This is a genomic window from Arsenophonus endosymbiont of Crataerina pallida (assembly GCF_964020125.1).
GTDB classification, from domain to species: Bacteria; Pseudomonadota; Gammaproteobacteria; order Enterobacterales; family Enterobacteriaceae; genus Arsenophonus; species Arsenophonus nilaparvatae.
Window position 1 is genome coordinate 429,499 of the sequence record NZ_OZ026540.1, and the last position, 19,480, is coordinate 448,978.

At 40.3% G+C, this 19,480-nt stretch carries 15 protein-coding genes, 2 tRNA genes and 1 pseudogene; 15 read left to right on the forward strand and 3 right to left on the reverse strand.

The genetic code is table 11. The features are described from left to right. Positions 1–15: 15 nt before the first annotated feature. From AACL31_RS02300 to AACL31_RS02350, 12 genes are all read left to right on the forward strand, one after another. Positions 16–105 (forward strand) — tRNA-Leu (locus AACL31_RS02300). 59 nt (positions 106–164) lie between these two features. Continuing rightward, positions 165–241: transfer RNA gene (locus AACL31_RS02305), tRNA-Met, on the forward strand. Positions 242–431: 190 nt separating this feature from the next. After that, positions 432–884: a ribosome maturation factor RimP gene (gene rimP / locus AACL31_RS02310; protein ID WP_032114389.1), complete on the forward strand. Its 453-nt coding sequence runs from the start codon at positions 432–434 to the stop codon at positions 882–884. 23 nt (positions 885–907) lie between these two features. Continuing rightward, a complete protein-coding gene (gene nusA, locus AACL31_RS02315) occupies positions 908–2,422 on the forward strand; it encodes a transcription termination factor NusA (protein ID WP_310511362.1) in 1,515 nt (504 codons plus the stop codon). Positions 2,423–2,443: 21 nt separating this feature from the next. Continuing rightward, positions 2,444–5,134, forward strand: coding sequence for a translation initiation factor IF-2 (gene infB / locus AACL31_RS02320; protein ID WP_310511361.1), 2,691 nt, complete (start codon positions 2,444–2,446; stop codon positions 5,132–5,134). Between the two features lie 264 nt (positions 5,135–5,398). Next, the gene (rbfA, locus tag AACL31_RS02325) at positions 5,399–5,815 is read left to right on the forward strand and encodes a 30S ribosome-binding factor RbfA (RefSeq protein ID WP_310511360.1); all 417 of its coding nucleotides are present in this window, start codon (positions 5,399–5,401) and stop codon (positions 5,813–5,815) included. Continuing rightward, positions 5,815–6,756, forward strand: a complete 942-nt coding sequence (gene truB / locus AACL31_RS02330) for a tRNA pseudouridine(55) synthase TruB (RefSeq protein WP_310511359.1) — start codon at positions 5,815–5,817, stop codon at positions 6,754–6,756. The genes rbfA and truB overlap by 1 nt, the downstream gene beginning before the upstream one ends. A gap of 122 nt (positions 6,757–6,878) precedes the next feature. Next, the gene (gene rpsO, locus AACL31_RS02335) at positions 6,879–7,148 is read left to right on the forward strand and encodes a 30S ribosomal protein S15 (RefSeq protein ID WP_310511358.1); all 270 of its coding nucleotides are present in this window, start codon (positions 6,879–6,881) and stop codon (positions 7,146–7,148) included. A gap of 293 nt (positions 7,149–7,441) precedes the next feature. Further along, positions 7,442–9,568 (forward strand): polyribonucleotide nucleotidyltransferase, encoded by a 2,127-nt coding sequence (gene pnp / locus AACL31_RS02340; RefSeq protein WP_310511357.1) that lies wholly within the window; start codon positions 7,442–7,444, stop codon positions 9,566–9,568. 123 nt (positions 9,569–9,691) lie between these two features. Continuing rightward, entirely contained in the window at positions 9,692–10,570 is an 879-nt protein-coding gene (nlpI, locus tag AACL31_RS02345; protein ID WP_310511356.1) for a lipoprotein NlpI, read from the forward strand. A 110-nt stretch (positions 10,571–10,680) separates the two neighbouring features. Further along, entirely contained in the window at positions 10,681–10,752 is a 72-nt protein-coding gene (gene yrbN, locus AACL31_RS20885; protein WP_366212778.1) for a protein YrbN, read from the forward strand. Beyond that, positions 10,745–12,574 (forward strand): DEAD/DEAH family ATP-dependent RNA helicase, encoded by a 1,830-nt coding sequence (locus AACL31_RS02350; protein WP_310511355.1) that lies wholly within the window; start codon positions 10,745–10,747, stop codon positions 12,572–12,574. The genes yrbN and AACL31_RS02350 overlap by 8 nt, the downstream gene beginning before the upstream one ends. A gap of 86 nt (positions 12,575–12,660) precedes the next feature. Here the strand turns inward: AACL31_RS02350 and btsR are convergent. Both btsR and AACL31_RS02360 read right to left on the reverse strand, forming a co-directional pair. Continuing rightward, positions 12,661–13,363: pseudogene (gene btsR / locus AACL31_RS02355) on the reverse strand (two-component system response regulator BtsR). Between the two features lie 2 nt (positions 13,364–13,365). After that, complete coding sequence (locus tag AACL31_RS02360; RefSeq protein ID WP_310511354.1) at positions 13,366–15,063, reverse strand: sensor histidine kinase; 1,698 nt, start codon at positions 15,061–15,063, stop codon at positions 13,366–13,368. A gap of 286 nt (positions 15,064–15,349) precedes the next feature. Between AACL31_RS02360 and AACL31_RS02365 the strand changes: the two genes are divergently transcribed. The 3 genes from AACL31_RS02365 to AACL31_RS02375 are packed head-to-tail and all read left to right on the forward strand — an operon-like array spanning position 15,350 to position 18,591. After that, entirely contained in the window at positions 15,350–16,279 is a 930-nt protein-coding gene (locus AACL31_RS02365) for an HlyD family secretion protein (protein ID WP_339053722.1), read from the forward strand. Beyond that, a complete protein-coding gene (locus tag AACL31_RS02370; protein WP_310511353.1) occupies positions 16,280–17,431 on the forward strand; it encodes an ABC transporter permease in 1,152 nt (383 codons plus the stop codon). It abuts the gene before it with no gap. Continuing rightward, a complete protein-coding gene (locus AACL31_RS02375) occupies positions 17,431–18,591 on the forward strand; it encodes an ABC transporter permease (protein WP_339053980.1) in 1,161 nt (386 codons plus the stop codon). Before AACL31_RS02370 ends, AACL31_RS02375 begins: the two co-directional genes overlap by 1 nt. A gap of 3 nt (positions 18,592–18,594) precedes the next feature. Here the strand turns inward: AACL31_RS02375 and AACL31_RS02380 are convergent, their stop codons facing one another. Next, positions 18,595–19,473, reverse strand: coding sequence for a U32 family peptidase (locus AACL31_RS02380; protein WP_310511352.1), 879 nt, complete (start codon positions 19,471–19,473; stop codon positions 18,595–18,597). Positions 19,474–19,480: the final 7 nt, after the last annotated feature.

Below are 19,480 nucleotides of genomic sequence, written 5' to 3' on the forward strand. Positions count from 1 at the left end.
TTGTCTTACTGGTGTGCCGAGGTGGTGAAATTGGTATACACGCTACCTTGAGGTGGTAGTGCCTATAAAACGGGCGTACGGGTTCAAGTCCCGTTCTCGGCACCATTTTAAAAGATAGCTTGCGTTTCGCATATTATCAGCGTAAAATTTGCGGAATTTCCGAACGCGGGATGGAGCAGCTTGGTAGCTCGTCGGGCTCATAACCCGAAGGTCGTCGGTTCAAATCCGGCTCCCGCAACCACTTCTTAGCATATGATCTATTTCAGGCGTCTTATTGGATTATTTTCGTTTGGAAGAGTGCTGAGTCAGGGGTTAAACCTACTGGCAGTGTATAGGGTCCAGTTGCATAAAGCCCCGGTTTTCGGGGTTTTTTGTTATTTAAAACAGAATTACTGGGCTTTTAGCCCTTTTTTTATGTCTGGGGGTGGGGTTTGTCCACGTTAGAGCAAAAATTAATATCGATGATTTCAGTGCCGGTAGAAGCTCTAGGTTTTGAATTTGTTGGTCTGGAGTTTATTCGAGCACGGGTTTCGACATTACGCGTTTATATTGATAACGAAAATGGTATTACCGTTGATGATTGTGCCGAAGTTAGCCACCAGGTCAGTGCAGTACTGGATGTTGAAGATCCGATATCAGAGCTCTATAACCTGGAGATATCTTCACCAGGACTTGAGCGTCCACTCTTTACTGTTGCACACTATCAGCATTTTATTGGTAAAGAAGTGAATTTAATATTAAGAATAGCAATGCAGAACCGTCGTAAATGGCGAGGTATAATTAAAGCTGTTGATGACGAAATGATTACGGTTACTGTGGATGGCAAGGACGAAGTGTTTGCACTAAAAAACATCCAGAAAGCTAACCTGGTACCCCACTTTTAATAAAGTTCAATGAGGCAACTAGGATGAATAAAGAAATTCTGGCTGTTGTGGAAGCGGTTTCTAATGAAAAATCGCTTCCTCGCGAAAAAATCTTTGAAGCGCTTGAAACCGCATTAGCAACAGCTACTAAGAAAAAATATGAACAAGAGATTGATGTTCGCGTTAATATTGATCGTAAAACGGGAGATTTTGATACATTTCGTCGTTGGTTGGTGGTTGAAGAAGTTACACAGCCGACACGGGAAATTACTTTAGATGCGGCAAAATTTGAAGACTCAGAGATTAATTTAGGCGATTATGTAGAAGATCAAATAGAGTCTGTTACCTTTGACCGCATTACCACTCAAACTGCAAAACAGGTTATTGTTCAAAAGGTACGTGAAGCTGAGAGAGCGATGGTTGTCGAGCAATTTCGTGAGCAGCAAGGTGAAATCATTACCGGGGTGGTAAAAAAAGTCAATCGTGAAAATATTACCTTGGATTTAGGTAATAATGCAGAAGCGGTAATTTTACGGGAAGATATGTTACCACGTGAAAACTTTCGACCAGGTGACCGTGTGCGTGGTGTATTGTATGATGTACGCCCAGAAGCGCGTGGAGCGCAGCTGTTTGTTAGCCGTTCTCGTCCTGAAATGTTAGTAGAATTATTTCGCATAGAAGTACCGGAAATCGGTGAAGAAATTATTGAAATTAAAGCCGCTGCTCGTGATCTAGGATCGCGGGCAAAAATTGCCGTAAAAACGAATGATAAACGCATCGATCCAGTAGGCGCTTGTGTTGGGATGCGTGGTGCAAGGGTGCAAGCAGTATCAAGCGAACTTGGAGGAGAGCGTATTGATATTGTTTTGTGGGATGATAATCCTGCACAATTTGTGATTAATGCGATGGCGCCAGCTGACGTTGCCTCTATTGTCGTTGATGAAGATAAATGTACGATGGATGTTGCCGTTGAAAGTAGTAATTTGGCTCAGGCAATTGGCCGCAATGGACAAAATGTTCGCTTAGCTTCCCAGTTACTGAAAAAGCATCGTGGAGATGACAGATGGGAATTGAATGTAATGACCGCGGAAGAACTTGAAGCTAAACATCAAGCAGAGGCACATGCATCTATTGATTCTTTTGTTAAGCACCTTGATATTGATGAAGAATTCGCTACTGCTCTCGTTGAAGAAGGTTTTTCTACATTAGAAGAATTAGCTTATGTACCAATCAACGAACTATTAGAAATTGAAGGTCTTGATGAGACAACGATTGAAGTTTTGCGTGAAAGAGCGAAAGCAGCGCTGACGACATTAGAATTGGCTCAAAAAGAGAGTATGGGTGATAATCAGCCAACTGAGGATCTGTTAAATCTACCAGGTATGAATCATGCTTTAGCAATGAACCTAGCTGCTCATGGTATTTGTACATTGGAAGATCTTGCCGAGCAGGGGATCGACGATCTGAGAGATATTGAAGAAGGGCTGAATGATGAACAGGCTGGTGAAATTATTATGGCTGCGCGCAATATTTGCTGGTTTGGCAACGATCCAAAATAATTTGTAGCAGGAAGGAACAGAATGGCAGATGAAACTGTAAAATCATTGGCAGCAGAGATTCAAACTTCAGTTGAACGCCTGGTACAGCAGTTTGCTGATGCCGGGATAAAGAAAACTGAAAATGATGCTGTTACTCAAAATGAAAAAGAAACTTTACTTGCATACTTAAATCGTGAAGATGGGACGACAGGTAACCAGACTGGCAAATTAACACTACAGCGAAAAACTCGCAGCACACTAAGTGTGCCGAGTACTGGCGGAAAAAGTAAATCAGTCAACATTGAGGTCCGTAAAAAGCGCACATATGTTGACCGCGATGCCTTGGAAAAAGCGAAAGCTGAAGAACAAGTGAAGCATGAAGCGGAAGAGCAAGCAAAGCGCGAAGCAGAAAAAAAAGCAAAACGTGAAGCTGAAGAGAAAAAAGCGAAACGTGAAGCAGCTGAAAAAGCAAAGCGCGAAGCAGCGGAAAAAGAGAAAGTGAAACAAAGTAAAAATAATCCAAAAACAGCTAAATCCAGTCAAGATTCGGCTGCTTATACTGAAAAACAGCGTCGCGAAGCTGAGGCAGCAGAGCTTAAACGTAAAGCTGAAGAAGAGATGCGACGTAAGGTTGAAGCGGAAGCTAAACGCGTTGCCGAAGAAGCTCGTCGTATGGCAGAGGAAAACTCCAATCGTTGGAGTAGTAATGACGAAACGGAAGATAATGTAGATTATCATACTACGACTTCTCGTCATGCTCGTGAAGCAGAAGATGAAAATGATGCCCAAGAAGAAGGCCGTCGCGCCCGAAATCGAGCTGGAAAGGCTACTCGGCAGAAAAAAAATAATAAACATTCTGAAAAAGCTGATCGCGAAGAAGAGCGAGCGGTTGGTCGTACGAATAAAACCAAAGGTAAACAGAAAAAAACCAGTTCATTCCAGCAAAGCTTCACAAAACCGGTTGCGGTTATTAACCGTGATGTCGTGATTGGCGAAACTATCTCGGTTGCTGAATTAGCGAATAAGATGGCAATCAAAGGCTCACAAGTTGTCAAGACCATGATGAAAATGGGCGCTATGGTGACCATCAATCAGGTTGTTGATCAAGAAACAGCGCAACTTGTGGCAGAGGAAATGGGGCATAAAGTTATTTTACGGCGTGAAAATGAGCTGGAAGAAGCGATTTTAAATGATCGTGATACCGGTGAAGCAGTTGCAGAACCTCGGGCGCCAGTCGTAACCATCATGGGGCATGTTGACCATGGTAAAACTTCATTACTTGACTATATTCGTTCAACTAAAGTTGCATCGGGTGAAGCTGGCGGCATTACGCAGCACATAGGTGCCTATCATGTTGAAACAGATAAAGGCATGATTACCTTCTTAGATACACCAGGACATGCTGCATTTACTTCAATGCGTGCCCGCGGTGCTAAAGCAACGGATATTATTGTTTTGGTCGTTGCGGCGGATGATGGTGTGATGCCTCAGACGATAGAAGCTATTCAGCATGCCAAGGCCGCTAATGTGCCGGTTGTCGTTGCAGTTAATAAAATTGATAAACACGAAGCTGATCCTGATCGCGTCAAAAATGAGCTGTCGCAATATGGTGTTGTGGCTGAAGAGTGGGGTGGCGAAAATCAATTTATCAATGTATCTGCCAAAAAAGGGACAGGGATTGATGAATTATTAGAAGCTATCTTATTACAAGCTGAAGTATTAGAACTCAAAGCGGTTCGTACTGGAATGGCAAGTGGTGTTGTTATCGAGTCTTATTTGGACAAAGGTCGCGGTTCGGTTGCGACGATTTTAGTTCAGGAAGGCACCCTTAATAAAGGTGACATTGTACTATGTGGTTTTGAGTATGGCCGTATTCGTGCAATGCGTAATGAATTAGGTGAAGATATTCAGTCTGCAGGGCCATCAATTCCGGTTGAAATTCTGGGGTTATCAAATGTACCTTCAGCAGGTGATGAAGCAACGGTTGTCCGTGATGAAAAGAAAGCGCGTGAGGTTGCACTTTATCGTCAAGGTAAATTCCGAGAAGTAAAATTGGCACGCCAGCAGAAGTCAAAACTAGAAAACATGTTTGCTAATATGGAAGATGGTAAGATTTCTGAGTTAAATATTGTATTAAAAACCGATGTACAAGGTAGCTGTGAAGCCATTACTGATTCGTTGCAAAAATTATCAACTGATGAAGTGAAAGTGAAAATTATTGGTTCAGGTGTAGGTGGTATTACAGAAACCGATGTTACATTGGCTGCTGCTTCTAATGCAATTATCATTGGTTTCAATGTTCGCGCCGATGCTGCAGCAAGACGCATTGTTGAAAGTGAAAATTTGGATCTACGCTATTATTCGGTTATTTATAGTCTTATCGATGAGATCAAACAGGCGATGAGTGGTATGTTGGCGCCTGAATATAAACAGCAAATTATCGGATTAGCCGAAGTCCGTGATGTGTTTAAATCACCTAAGTTTGGGGCCATTGCTGGTTGTATGGTTGTTGAAGGCATAATCAAGCGTAATAACCCTATCCGTGTATTGCGGGATAATGTGGTTATTTATGAAGGTGAATTGGAATCATTACGTCGCTTTAAAGATGATGTCAACGAAGTACGCAATGGCATGGAGTGTGGTATTGGTGTGAAGAATTATAATGATGTACGTCTAGGTGATATGATAGAAGTATTTGAAATCATTGAAGTGAAACGTTCTATTGATAATTAATGCCTGCTTTATTGATGCTTATTAAAAGGCCATAACTGATGTTATGGCCTTTTAGTTAAAGAGTTATAGATAACCATTTAGATCGGGTATATTGGTTATCGATTGTTGCGATGGGATTAATTCTATTATGATAAATAATAGTTAATATTTATTTTATATAAAAATCAAATAGATATAAGTATTGAATTTTATTTTTCTAATATATATATCATAATAATTAATGGTCATTATATTTTAGTTTTACCCTTGTGAGGAGATATCATAATGGCAAGAGAGTTTGGTCGTGCTCAGCGTGTTGCCCAGGAAATACAAAAAGAGATCGCCATTATTCTTCATCGAGAAATTAAAGATCCACGTGTTAAAATGGCTACTGTCTCAGGGGTGGAAGTTTCTCGTGATTTGGCTTATGCCAAAGTGTTCGTGACTTTTTTAAACATATCAGCAAAAGAACATGAAACAGATATGGTTAAAAATGGTATTAAAGTATTGAATGGTGATATGGCGAAACATATTCGTTCTTTGTTGGGTAAAGCGATGCGTTTACGTATTGTTCCTGAATTAACTTTTTTTTATGATAGCTCTTTGGTGGAAGGTATGCGTATGTCTAATTTAGTTAGCAACGTGATCCGTGATGATGAAAAGCGCCGTTATACTACAAAAGATGATAAAGAGAGGAAGTAATGAGGCGTCGTCGTGGTCGTGAGGTTCACGGAGTATTGTTATTAGATAAACCGGCAGAACTTTCATCTAATGACGCTTTGCAGAAAGTACGTCGTTTATTTAATGCAAAAAAATCCGGTCATACAGGAGCACTCGATCCTTTAGCAACCGGCATGTTACCGATTTGTTTGGGTGAAGCAACCAAATTTTCACAATTTTTGCTTGATTCTGATAAACGCTATCGGGTTATTGCTCGTTTAGGACAGCGTACTGATACTTCAGATGCGCATGGTAAAATAATTTGTCAACGCCCTATCGAAATAACACAGCTGCAACTTGATAAAGCATTAGATAAATTTCGTGGTAATTTAATCCAAATACCGTCTATGTATTCTGCGCTTAAATATCAGGGTAAGCCACTTTATGAATATGCCCGTCAGGGGATTACTATTGAACGTGAAGGCCGACCGATTACTGTTTATGATTTACAATTTGAGCGCTGGCAAGAGAATGAACTGGAATTAACAATTCATTGTTCTAAAGGAACTTATATACGAACTATTATTGATGATTTAGGTGAATTGTTGGGTTGTGGTGCTCATGTGATTAATCTAAGGCGCTTACAGGTAGCTAGTTATCCCAGTGAACGTATGGTAACAATAGAACAATTATATACGCTTAAGCAGCAAGTGGAATTAGGGACAACTTCTCTGGAGGCACAATTAGATCCTTTATTATTACCAATGGATACAGCAGTTAATCATTTTCCTGAAATCAATATTTCATCGATTGTTGCAAGCTATTTTAAACAAGGGCAAGCGGTTGTTGTTGCTAACCATCGGCTTTCCGAAGGTAATAAAGTTCGCGTAACAGAAGGTGATATGCATAAATTTATTGGTATTGCTGAGATCGATGAACAAAATAGGATAGCACCTCGTCGTTTAGTGGTGGAAAGTGTTTGATAGGATTTAGATGTAATCTTGCGTTATGATTAATTGAAGCGTAAAATAGGTGAGCATTTGTTCGGGAAGGCTGAATTAGAGATTGGCTTTCCTTATGTTTAATGGAAAATTTGGAGTTATTTATGTCTCTAAGTACTGAAGCGAAAGCGCAAATTATCTCAGACTATGGCCGTGATAAAAATGACACGGGTTCTAGTGAAGTTCAAGTTGCTCTATTGACTGCGGAGATCAATCATTTACAAGGTCACTTTGTAGAGCACAAGAAAGATCACCACAGCCGTCGAGGGCTGTTGCGTATGGTTGCTCAGCGCCGTAAGTTATTGAACTATCTTAAGGGTAAAGATGTTGCTCGTTATACCACACTTATTGAGCGCTTAGGATTACGTCGCTGATTAGTTGGTTTCAAAAGAAAAGGGGCCAGTAGGCCCCTTTTCTGCTAGAAAGCGGAAAAAATTTTTAGAATTGGTTTACACTTACAAAATGATTTTAGGAAATAGATTTTTGTCAATTTATTTCTAAATAATGTGAGCTTCTTTAGCTACAACCGGTTCGCGCGGCTAATGAGAATACTGATATTCACAAAATAAGTAAAAATATTCAGTATTGTCATTAGTCGCGAGGATGTAGCAAGAAAGGAAATATTGGTGTTGTTATATAAATAAACAGCTATTAAAAGGGTATTATTTTGCTTAATCCTATTGTTCGTAAATTTCAATATGGCCAGCATACCGTCACTATCGAAACGGGTATGGTGGCGCGTCAGGCGACTGCTGCAGTTATGGTTAATATGGGTGATACAGCCGTATTTGTCACTGTTGTTGGGCAGAAAAAAGTGAAAGAAGGGCAGGATTTCTTTCCACTGACAGTTAACTATCAGGAGCGATCTTATGCTGCCGGCCGGATCCCCGGTAGTTTTTTTCGTCGTGAGGGTCGTCCTGGTGAAGGTGAAACACTGATAGCCCGGCTGATTGATCGTCCACTTCGTCCCTTGTTTCCAGAGGGATTTGTCAATGAAATACAAATTATTGCTACGGTTGTATCCATTAATCCGCAAGTGAATCCAGATATTGTTGCTATGATCGGCGCCTCTGCTGCATTATCTATATCGGGTATTCCATTTAATGGTCCAATTGGTGCAGCTCGTGTTGGTTATATTGATGACCAGTATGTTTTAAATCCCACCGTTGATGAATTGAATAGCAGTCGCTTAGATTTAGTTGTCGCAGGTACGTCGAGTGCGGTATTAATGGTAGAGTCTGAAGCTGATTTATTGACGGAAGAGCAAATGCTTGGTGCGGTTGTTTTTGGTCACGAGCAACAGCAAATCGTGATTGATAATATTAATGCCTTGGTAGCCGAAACAGGTAAAGAGAAATGGGATTGGCAGCCTGAAGCGATTAATGAAGAATTACATAATCGTATTGCTCAATTAGCTGAAGAGCGCTTAGGTGATGCTTATCGTATTACTGAAAAACAAGAACGTTACACTAACGTTGATGCAATTAAAGAAGATGTCGCTAATGCGCTTTTGGCAGAAAATGAATCTTTAGATGTTGCTGAGATAAACGACATTCTTTCCGGTTTAGAGAAAAAAGTTGTCCGTACTCGGGTATTAAAAGGTGAACCGCGGATTGATGGGCGAGAAAAAGACATGGTACGTGCACTTGATGTCCGTACGGGTGTATTACCTCGTACCCATGGTTCAGCATTATTTACGCGCGGAGAAACGCAGGCGTTGGTCACGGTAACTCTTGGTACTGAACGTGATGCGCAAGTTATTGACGAGCTGATGGGTGAATATACCGATCGTTTTCTATTCCATTATAATTTCCCTCCTTATTCAGTAGGTGAGACAGGCATGGTCGGTTCGCCAAAAAGGCGTGAAATTGGCCATGGGCGTTTGGCTAAGCGTGGAGTATTGGCGGTGATGCCGAATCAGTCAGAGTTTCCCTATACTGTACGTGTAGTGTCTGAAATCACTGAATCTAATGGCTCTTCTTCTATGGCTTCCGTCTGTGGGGCATCACTAGCATTAATGGATGCCGGTGTTCCAATTAAGGCAGCGGTAGCAGGTATTGCAATGGGATTAGTGAAAGAAAACGATGATTTTGTTGTGCTTTCCGATATCTTGGGTGATGAAGATCATTTAGGCGATATGGATTTTAAAGTCGCGGGTAGTCGTGAAGGTATTAGTGCTCTGCAAATGGATATCAAGATTGAGGGCATTACGCGTGAAATTATGCAAGTTGCGTTAAACCAGGCAAAAGGGGCTCGTTTACACATTTTAAGTGTTATGGAAGAGGCTATTAATGGCCCTCGTGAAGAGATTTCTGAGTTTGCGCCACGTATTCATACTATCCACATCAATCCTGATAAGATCAAAGATGTAATAGGTAAAGGTGGTTCTGTCATTAGAGCATTGACTGAAGAAACCGGTACTACGATTGAAATTGGTGATGATGGTACCGTAAAAATTGCTGCTACCGATAGTTCTAAAGCAGAAGCGGCTATTCGTCGTATTGAAGATATTACCGCAGAAGTTGAAGTTGGTCGTATCTATCAGGGCAAAGTCACACGTATCGTTGACTTTGGTGCTTTTGTTGCCATTGGTGGTGGTAAAGAAGGGCTGGTGCATATCTCTCAGATAGCAGAAAAACGCGTTGAAAAAGTTACTGATTACTTACAGTTAGGTCAGGAAGTGCCAGTCAAAGTATTGGAAATTGATCGGCAGGGTCGTATTCGCCTTAGTATTAAAGAGGCGGTTTCTGCTGAAAAGCCGGCTGAAACAGAAACACAGATTTCTGCAGAATAATTTGACGTAAGGCTCGGTGTCCTGTAAAAAGAGCACCTACTCAGTTTTTTTAATAGCTGAGTCTCCGGTAATTGTGGGGATTGACGGGATATATTGATTAGTTTCTGTCTTTGGGAGAAGGAAATGAATTCTTTTCTGCGCTGGCTTTATACTGCTGCTATTGTTTATATTGTCGGTTGCAGCAGTGAAAACTGGCGTAAAAATGAAGTCTTTGCTGTCCCATTGCAACCCACATTGCAACAAGAAGTAATATTGGCTCGTATGGAACAGATCCTTGCGAGCCGGTCGTTGTCCGATGATGAATATGCACAGCTTTTATATGAACGCGGTGTGTTGTATGATAGTCTCGGATTGAGGGCGTTAGCGCGCAATGATTTTACCATGGCGCTAGCTATACGTCCTGATATTCCGGAAGTTTTTAATTTTCTGGGAATATATTTTACACAGGCAGGCAATTTTGATGCTGCCTATGAAGCGTTTGATTCTGTTTTAGAGCTTGATCCAACTTACAATTTCGCGCGTATGAATCGGGGTATTGCACTGTATTATGGTGGGAGATATCGATTGGCGCAGGGTGATCTGCTGGCGTATTATCGACAAGATCCAAATGATCCTTTCCGCAGCTTATGGCTTTATTTAGTGGAGAAAGAGATAAAACCAAAAATGGCGCAAGCCAATTTGTTATCTCGTTATAACCAAGCGGAAAAAGGGCAATGGGGCTGGAATATAGTTGAATTCTATTTAGGTAAAATCAGTGAAAAAACATTGATAGTTCGTCTGAAAGAGAATTCAACAGATAACACTTCGCTCGCTGAGCATCTTAGTGAAACTAACTTCTATTTAGGTAAATATTACCTAAGTCTGGGGGATAATGATAACGCTATAGCGTTATTCAAGCTTACGGTAGCTAGCAATGCACATAGCTTTGTTGAGCACCGCTATGCTCTGTTGGAACTGGCTTTGTTAGGTCAGGCACAAGACGACCTTTCAGAATCAGGCTAACAGTAGCGACGAACATATCATCACTGCTTTTTTAAGTCTTCATCGATTGTGATGAGGGCTTGTTGTTCTTTTAATAACATAATTTGAGCCAGTTCACATTTTAAATGAAAATGACCGAAATTTTTTTCGCAGAGTTATGTAAACTGGCCGCCATAATAAATGAGGCACTTTTGCATGATTAATGAGACTGAAATCTCTTTTGCTGATTTAGGTTTATCAACACCGATTCTTTCTGCACTAAATGACCTTGGTTATGAAAAACCATCGCCAATCCAGCAGCAATGTATCCCCTATTTATTAGATGGGTGTGACGTATTAGGTATGGCACAAACCGGTAGTGGTAAAACCGCCGCTTTTAGTTTACCGCTATTACATAATATAGATATCACATTGAAAGCCCCTCAAATCTTAGTGTTGGCACCAACGCGTGAGTTAGCCGTACAAGTTGCGGAAGCCATGGGTGAATTCTCCAAACACATGCGTTCAGTAAATGTAGTCGCACTTTATGGTGGGCAGCGTTACGATTCGCAACTACGCGCACTAAGGCAAGGCCCGCAAATTGTAGTAGGAACTCCGGGCCGCTTATTAGATCACTTGAAACGAGGGACGCTAAATTTATCCCATTTACGTGGCTTGGTTCTTGATGAAGCGGACGAAATGTTACGTATGGGGTTCATTGAAGACGTTGAAAATATCATGAGTCAGATCCCAACCGAGCATCAAACGGCACTATTTTCTGCCACAGTGCCGGAAGCGATCCGTCGTATTACCCGTCGTTTTATGAAATCACCAAAAGAGATCAGCATTCAATCCAGTGTGACGACGCGTCCAGACATTACCCAAAGTTATTGGTCTGTCTATGGCATGCGTAAAAATGAAGCATTAGTTCGTTTTTTGGAGGCTGAAGATTTTGATGCGGCAATTATTTTTGTACGCACTAAAAATGCCACATTAGAGGTTGCTGAAGCGCTTGAACTTAGTGGCTATAATAGCTCGGCTCTAAATGGCGATATGAATCAAGCTCTACGTGAGCAAACTTTAGAGCGTTTGAAAGATGGCCGTCTTGATATATTAATTGCCACCGATGTCGCAGCACGTGGTCTAGATGTTGAACGTATTAGTTTAGTTGTTAATTATGACATACCGATGGATGCAGAATCTTATGTGCATCGAATTGGTCGTACCGGTCGAGCAGGTCGAGCTGGGCGTGCTATTTTGTTTGTCGATAATCGTGAACGTCGACTACTACGCAATATTGAACGTACCATGAAGCAGCCAATTGCCGAAGTTGAGTTACCAAGTTCTGTGCTTTTAAGTGAACGTCGCCAAGCTAAATTTGCTGAAAATATTCAAAAGCAATTAGAAAGCGGTGATTTAGAAAAATATCGTGCATTACTGGCTAAATTAGTTGTTGATGATGATCTGGATATGGAAACCTTAGCTTCAGCACTATTAAAAATGGCGCAAGGTGATCGGCCGCTAATATTGCCACCTGATCCTGTTCGTCGTGCAAAACGTGAATTTAATTCACGTGATGAGCGTCGTCGCAGTAACGGCACTTCTGAACGTAGTCCGCGTCGCGAGCGTCGTGATGTCGGTGATATGGAATTGTACCGTATTGAAGTTGGTCGTGATGATGGCGTTGAAGTTCGCCACATTGTCGGTGCAATTGCTAACGAAGCAGATATTAGTAGTCGTTATATTGGTAATATTAAATTGTTTGCTTCACACTCAACAATAGAGTTACCAAAAGGTATGCCAAATGAATTACTTAATCATTTGACACGTACACGTATTTTGAATAAGCCAATGCAAATGCAATTGTTAGGTGAAGCACAACCGTTTGAACGTCGTGGTAACGGTGGGCAGCGTAATGGTGGTGAATTACGTGAGCGAGGACGTCGCTTTGGTAATGAACGTCGTAGTGAGCGTGAACAGTTCCGTGGTCGTAACGAAGGGAATAATAACGCTGGATTACGCCGTCGTAGCAATCACAATATCTAATGTAATAGGATTATTGTCCTATTTAGCGCCAAAAGCTGAATTCAATTGAATTCAGCTTTTTGTTTATTAAAAGGTTATCAACCGAATTAGCATAATCCTAACGCTTCTTTAAAGACTTTCAGGTAGCGACGGCTGATCGGAATATGTTGACCATTACTTAATACCAGTTTTGCCTGATTATTTTCAGTAAAAGTAATTTCTTTTAGTTGGGCCATATTGATCAAATATTGGCGGTGGCAACGAACCAATGTGGTACGCATTTCAATAGTGCGTAGTGTCAGCTCGGTAAATCCTTCTTGATTTTTGTTATTCATAACATATACACCATTCATACGAGATGTAATGTAGAGCACTTCGCCAAGGGGTATCAACCAAATACGATTGTGGCCTACACAGGGAATGTATTTAAGGGAGATATTACTCGACAATTGTTCAATATTCTGTTTTTGTCGATAGTGATGTAACCGCTGAAGGGTTTTTGATAAACGGTTTTAGCAAATAGTCAAAAACGTGCTCCTCAAAAGCTTGAATAGCGTATTCGTCGAAAGCGGTAACAAATATAATATAAGGCCGATGTTGCGGACCGAGCATTTGTACCATTTCAAGTCCTGTAATGCGAGGCATTTGAATATCAAGGAAAACAACATCCGGTTTTTTATGATGAATAACCCTGAGCGCTTCAATGGCATTAGAGCATTCGCTAATAATATCAATATTGGCTTCCTGCTCTAATAGGTAACGTAAATTCTCGCGTGCAAGAGGTTCGTCATCAACAATTACAATCTTCATTGTTAAGCCGCCTGGTTTGTTACGTTAATATCGGGGATACACAGCCTGACACAAGTAAATTGTTCTGGTTGGCAGAAGATATTGATACCATATTGTTCACCGTAGTGGAGTTTCAGACGCTTATCTACCAGCTTTATGCCTAATCCATCATTTATTTCCGCAGGTTGATATAATCCTGTATTATCTTTAATTTCAATATAAATATGCCCATGTTGTTGAAAGGCACGAAGGCTAATTCGGCCAGTATTTAATAAATGTGCGGTTCCATGTTTGATCGCATTTTTAACTAGGGGTTGTAGTGAAAACGTCGGTAATTTAGTGACTTGCAATTTTGGCGGGATCTGGATTTTAATTTGCAGATGCTCACCAAAACGCGCTTTTTCAATTTGTAAGTAAGTGTTTACATGTTCAATTTCGTCATACAATGTTGTTATCGTTTCAGGGCGTTTTAAATTTTTACGCAAGAAGGTAGAGAGTGAGTTTATCAGTTCAATAGCTTGTTTGCGGTCGTTACGTATCACGGCTTGTAGGGTATTGAGTGCATTAAATAAAAAATGAGGATTAACTTGTGCATGAAGCAATTTTATTTCTGACTTTAACAAAGATTGTTTATTTCGTTCATATTGGCCGGATAGAGTTTGGGCGGATATGAGGCTAGCAATAGCCTCTCCTAAAGTAAGATTAATTGAACTAAATAATCGATTTTTTTCCTCATAAAGCTTAATGGTACCAATAACTTGTTGATTTTCTGCTCGTAACGGGATCACTAAAACTGAACCAATTTTACAGTTGATACTCATTGAGCATTGATAGGGTTCTTCATTTCCGTCTGCGTATACCACCTGATTATTTTTAATCGCACGCATTGTTGGTTTAGAAGTAAGTTTAGCTCCGGCAATATGATGATCAGAGCCAATGCCAACAAAAGCGAGATTTTTTTCTGTATCAGTGATTGCAACCGCACCAATTTGTAATTGTTGATAAATAATATTAGCAACATGCATACTATTATGAGTATTAAATCCTTGGCGCAATATTCCTTCGGTATGAGCCGCAATTTTTAACGCTTGGGTAGAAAAGGCCGTGGTATATTTTTCAATAATAGCTCGCCTATCCAACAAAATACGAATAAATATCGCTGCACCAATGCTATTGCTAATAATCATCGGCAGGGCAATATTTTTAACCAGGGCGATAGCGTTAGCAAAGGGTTTTGTTAGTAATAAAATGATTAACATTTGCAGAATTACAACTAAAAAAGTCACACTGGCAGCAGTATAGGGATTAAACAGCTTGTTGATTTGCATCTGTTTTATGTAATAACGATGTACCAGTCCGCCAATTAAACCCTCCATAATCGTTGACAGCATGCAACTAGTTGCTGTTGCACCACCGAGTGAATAACGGTGTATTCCGCCGGTAATACCAACCAATATTCCCACACTGGGACCGCCGAGGAAACCGCTTAATACGGTACCGATGGCGCGAGTGTTAGCAATTGCATCACCAATATATAACCCCAAATAGCTACCGATAATTGAAAAAGCAGCAAAGATAACATAACACATCAGCTTATGAGGGGTAAAAATCGTGACTTTTAATAATGGAATAATGAGCGGGGTTTTACTAAGTATCCAGGCGATAATTAAATAAACACATATTTGTTGGAGTAATAATAGTAATAAATCAAAGGCATACATAGTTAATCCAGTAAAAAATACATTTCATGGTATCGCATAACTGAATGAGCAAGACTAAAATTGAATGGTTACTAGTCAAAATATGCGTAGGATAAAGATTAGATTGTACAATAGTAAAGGTATACCGTCTGTTTTATGCGATTTAGAGCACGAATTTATTAACAACTTACATTTTAAAAGCGCATACTGAATTGTTTGTTAATTGCAAACAGTATAGTTGCATGTGAAATAGTTATGGTATGTTATAGTTAATAAGAAAAGAAGAATCTCATTTTTAGTGCTACTGATGCTGATCGTTGTTGCGATTGCTGTGTTGCTTTATACACAGAATAAGCACCTTTTGTTACAAGGGGAGGTAGATGCACCTGAAGTCATCGTTACCTCTAAAGCTAGAGGACGTGTAATTGAGCGTCATATTGAACGCGGTGACATGGTACAAAAAGGACAATTATTGATCACCTTGGAAAGCCCGGAGTTGCAAGCGCAACTAGCGGCATTGAAGGCAGTACGTGATCAAGCTAAAGCGCAACTTGATTTATCTTTAAATGGTACTCGCGAAGAGACGATCCGTAATGTTCAAGCTGTATTAAAACAGGCCCAATCCCAATATACCAATGCAAATAACGAATATATCCGACTGAATAATTTATCGGGTAAAGGCTATGTTTCGGCTAATGAGTTAGATAAAGCACGGCGGGCGAAAGATGTCGCTTTCCATCAGGTAAATAGCGCTCAGGCGCAATTAGATGAAGCTAAAAATGGTGATCGCATTGAATTGCGGAATAAATATGCTGCTGCATTACGGCAAACCGAGCAACAAATGATTGAGTTGCAGGTGCAAGTTGATGATTTACTTGTTAAAGCACCGGTTGATGGTGAAGTTGGCCCCATACCGGCCGAAGTTGGCGAATTATTTAATGCCAATAGCCCACTGCTGACACTTGTTCGTTTGCCACAGGCCTACTTTATTTATAATTTACGCGAAGATATTATGGCCTACGTTCGTAAAGGCGATAAGGTATCGATACGTGTTCCTGCTTTACAGGACAAAATTATTGTAGCGGAAATACTCTATATTGCACCAATGGGAGACTATGCAACTAAACGCACAACTGGAGACTTTGATTTAAGAATATTTGAAGTACGCCTTTATCCACTAGAGCCTATTGATGGATTGCGTCCTGGGATGAGCGCACTGTGGGCTTGGGATAAATAGATGTTTTTTATAACAATAAAAGCAATATGGGCTAACTTTAGTTTTGCTTTTAATCAAGAAATGCAGATTGCTGTTCGTAGCCCGATCCTACACTGGTTAAGTTGGATATTTCCATTGCTTCTGTTTATATTAGTAAGCGCTAACTTTTCTGAAGGAACCTTGTTAAATCTTCCTGTTTCAGTGGTTGATCATGACCATAGCCTATTATCAAATAAGTTAATTCGTAATTTAAATGCAGCGCCACATGCTGATATTAAAGCGATTGATGGCACAATCAATACTTCGTTATTACGTTTAGGCAGTGCTAAAGATTATGCTTTGCTCTACATTCCCTCTCATTTTGAAAAGGATGTTCTTACGGGTCGGCAACCGACAGTCAGAATGTATTATAATGCCTTATTTTATGCCTCTGGCAGTTATGCCATCCAAGATTTTAGCGGGGTAATCGCTCAACTGAATGCACAATTCCGTCCAATATTAGCTTCATCAATGGGGCGTAGTATACCTCCTTTGGCCAGAGTTACTCTCTCTTATGATAGTCTGTTTAACCCTAGTGGAAACTATATCTATTATCAGCAATTTGCTGCTACTATCCATATGTTACAGTTGTTTGTTATCACTTGTACTATCTATATTATGTCGCGTGGCACGGCATTATTAACCAACAAAACATTTACCAGTGCATTATTAGGCAAATTGGCGCCTTACACCCTGTTTTTTACCACATTATTATTAATTGAAATTGCTGCTCTCTCTTTTTTCTTTGACGCCAAAATTACCGGTAACCCATTTTACCTTTTGCTGGTGGGCTTTTTTTATGTCATTGCCGCCCAGAGTGTCGGTATGTTGTTATTCGTTTTTACCAAAAGTATTTTTACTGCCTATAGTTTGATCGGCATGCTGGTTAGCCTGGCATTAGCTTTTTCCGGTTTTGCCATGCCAATAATGGCAATGGCTTGGCCCGCGCAGATTGTGGCAAATATTCAACCACTTACTCATGCATTAAATGTGATGTTTGATATTTTTTTGCGAGAGGTTTCTTTGCTACGCGTCATGCAAGTCTGTTTAATGTTACTAATTTACCCTGCTATTTGTGCCTTTTTGATCCGTAATCGCCTGTTAACAAGGCTAAGAATGCAGGAGGCCTTTTGATAAAGCTATATTTGCGGACTTTTTATCGGGTATTACTTGGCATGTTGGCAAAGCCTATGTGGTTATTGTTGTTGATTTCGTTATCGATTATGAGTCTGGTTTATATTCGGCCAGTACTGTGGGATTTGCCGGTAGCAATTATTAATCAAGATCATAGTTCTGCTAGCCGCTTACTGATGAACCGATTGGATACGATACCAAAAATAAAATTACACAGTTATGATGATTTGGCCAGAGCAAGGGCTGATATGCGTGAACGGAAATTGTTTGCCATTATTCTTATTCCTATCGATTTTGAAAAGCGTTTACTCAATGGTAAAAATATTACGGTACCCGTTTATGGTGATGGTACTAATCGACTTGCCAGCGGCCAAATACAGCAAGAAATTTCCTCTGCTTATATTCAGTTGTTAAACGAATATAATACTCAACGGCTAAGAAATGCAGGGTTTACTGATCAACAGGCCAGTACATTATTAACACCCATTAAAGGAATAACAGAACCTTTATTCAATCCGGGCCCGAGTTTTGCTGCGATTGTTTTTCCAGGTTTATTGGTCATGTTATTACAACACTCATTGTTAGTCGCTTGTGTGAAAGCCTATATTGACGTTTACAAAGCGGCAAACGGCAAAATTTCATCCGCTGTTTATCTGGGGGCATGGTCAGCGTTGCTACCCATTTGGTTATTCCTGTCGGCCATCTTTTTTGCACTTTGGCCTTGGGTATTGGGTTACCGACAAGAAGCACCACTTTATCAGCTTGTGATCGTCACCTTACCATTCTTATTGGCGGTTTTAGGATTAGGTAAGTTTGTTACCGAATTTTTACGTAGTGTCGAAATGATTTATCTAACACTGGCTTTTCTAACCACGCCGGTATTTTATATTTCAGGCGCTATTTGGCCATTACAAGCAATGCCGGATTGGGTAAGAATGGTTGCTTATTCCTTACCTTCAACATGGGCAATCAAAGCGATAGCGGGTATTAACCAACTTGATTTAAGTTTATCTGACGTAGGTATTGATATCTTGATGATGCTAATGTTAGGCACAATTTATGCGTTACTGGGCATATTGATCAATATGTTACGTAGTGGCGAACTGCGCCAGTTCAGCCACCATTTGCGTTGTTTATTGAAAAGAAAAAAACGTTATTAATTTTTATGGTATAAGCGATAAACCGGCGGCGCGCCGCCAAAAGCCGTTACAGTTTGTATCATTAGTTAATGTTAGTGGATACTGACCTTGCTGATTAGCTCTAAATTGTTCCAAAATACTGAGTGAATCTAGATTTTCAGCGGAGATCCGCACGATATCGACTAATCCGGCTATTGACGTTTGTTCATTGCCTAGATTATAGCAGTAGCCACTTTGCGTCTGGGTACCATTTAGGGTAAAGAGTAATTGGTTTTCCTGCGAAAAGATTTTTCTACCCTGGGGATATTTTTCACAACAAGTATCACAGTTATCTTTATGGCGATTTTCTGAGCGGGCAGTAAAACAGCGAGCTGACAGTGCTAGTGGTAGATGTCCATAACCAAATACTTCGACTTCAAAATTGTGGCGAAATCCTAGCTGTTCACATTGATAAAGCAGATCTTGTAACCAATCACGAGAAAGTTCAATCGGTAAGCACCAACGTATCATTCCTTGGCGATAAAGCAGGCGTAAGGTATAGGCATTGTAGCAATTGAGTCCATATCCTGCCATAAAGGGTATTTTTTGCTCAATAAGCTTATTAACGACACCGAAATCGTGTGCTTCAACTAAAAATTCACCATTATCGACCAATTTAGCTATTTGTCGAAGCTCGGCCGCGTTTTGCAATAAAGATAAACTAGAGATTACTACTTGTTTACCGTGTAAAGTTATTTCTTTTGCCAGTTCAAGCCAGTCTGCTGCTTGCATTTCTCGACGCTTACTACAAACCGTTTCACCAAGATAAATAATATCGGCGCTACTGTTCATCGCTTGTTGATAAAACTGAATTAATGTTTCTTTTGACCAATAATAAAGTACTGAACCTAAGGAATATTTCATTTTTCGC

Coding starts and splice junctions, on each gene's coding strand:
- nusA (WP_310511362.1), top strand. CDS start 908: ATGAATAAAGAAATTCTGGCTGTTGTGGAAGCGGTTTCTAATGAAAAA.
- infB (WP_310511361.1), top strand. CDS start 2,444: ATGGCAGATGAAACTGTAAAATCATTGGCAGCAGAGATTCAAACTTCA.
- rbfA (WP_310511360.1), top strand. CDS start 5,399: ATGGCAAGAGAGTTTGGTCGTGCTCAGCGTGTTGCCCAGGAAATACAA.
- truB (WP_310511359.1), top strand. CDS start 5,815: ATGAGGCGTCGTCGTGGTCGTGAGGTTCACGGAGTATTGTTATTAGAT.
- rpsO (WP_310511358.1), top strand. CDS start 6,879: ATGTCTCTAAGTACTGAAGCGAAAGCGCAAATTATCTCAGACTATGGC.
- nlpI (WP_310511356.1), top strand. CDS start 9,692: ATGAATTCTTTTCTGCGCTGGCTTTATACTGCTGCTATTGTTTATATT.
- AACL31_RS02350 (WP_310511355.1), top strand. CDS start 10,745: ATGATTAATGAGACTGAAATCTCTTTTGCTGATTTAGGTTTATCAACA.
- AACL31_RS02360 (WP_310511354.1), bottom strand. CDS start 15,063: ATGTATGCCTTTGATTTATTACTATTATTACTCCAACAAATATGTGTT.
- AACL31_RS02365 (WP_339053722.1), top strand. CDS start 15,350: ATGCTGATCGTTGTTGCGATTGCTGTGTTGCTTTATACACAGAATAAG.
- AACL31_RS02370 (WP_310511353.1), top strand. CDS start 16,280: ATGTTTTTTATAACAATAAAAGCAATATGGGCTAACTTTAGTTTTGCT.
- AACL31_RS02380 (WP_310511352.1), bottom strand. CDS start 19,473: ATGAAATATTCCTTAGGTTCAGTACTTTATTATTGGTCAAAAGAAACA.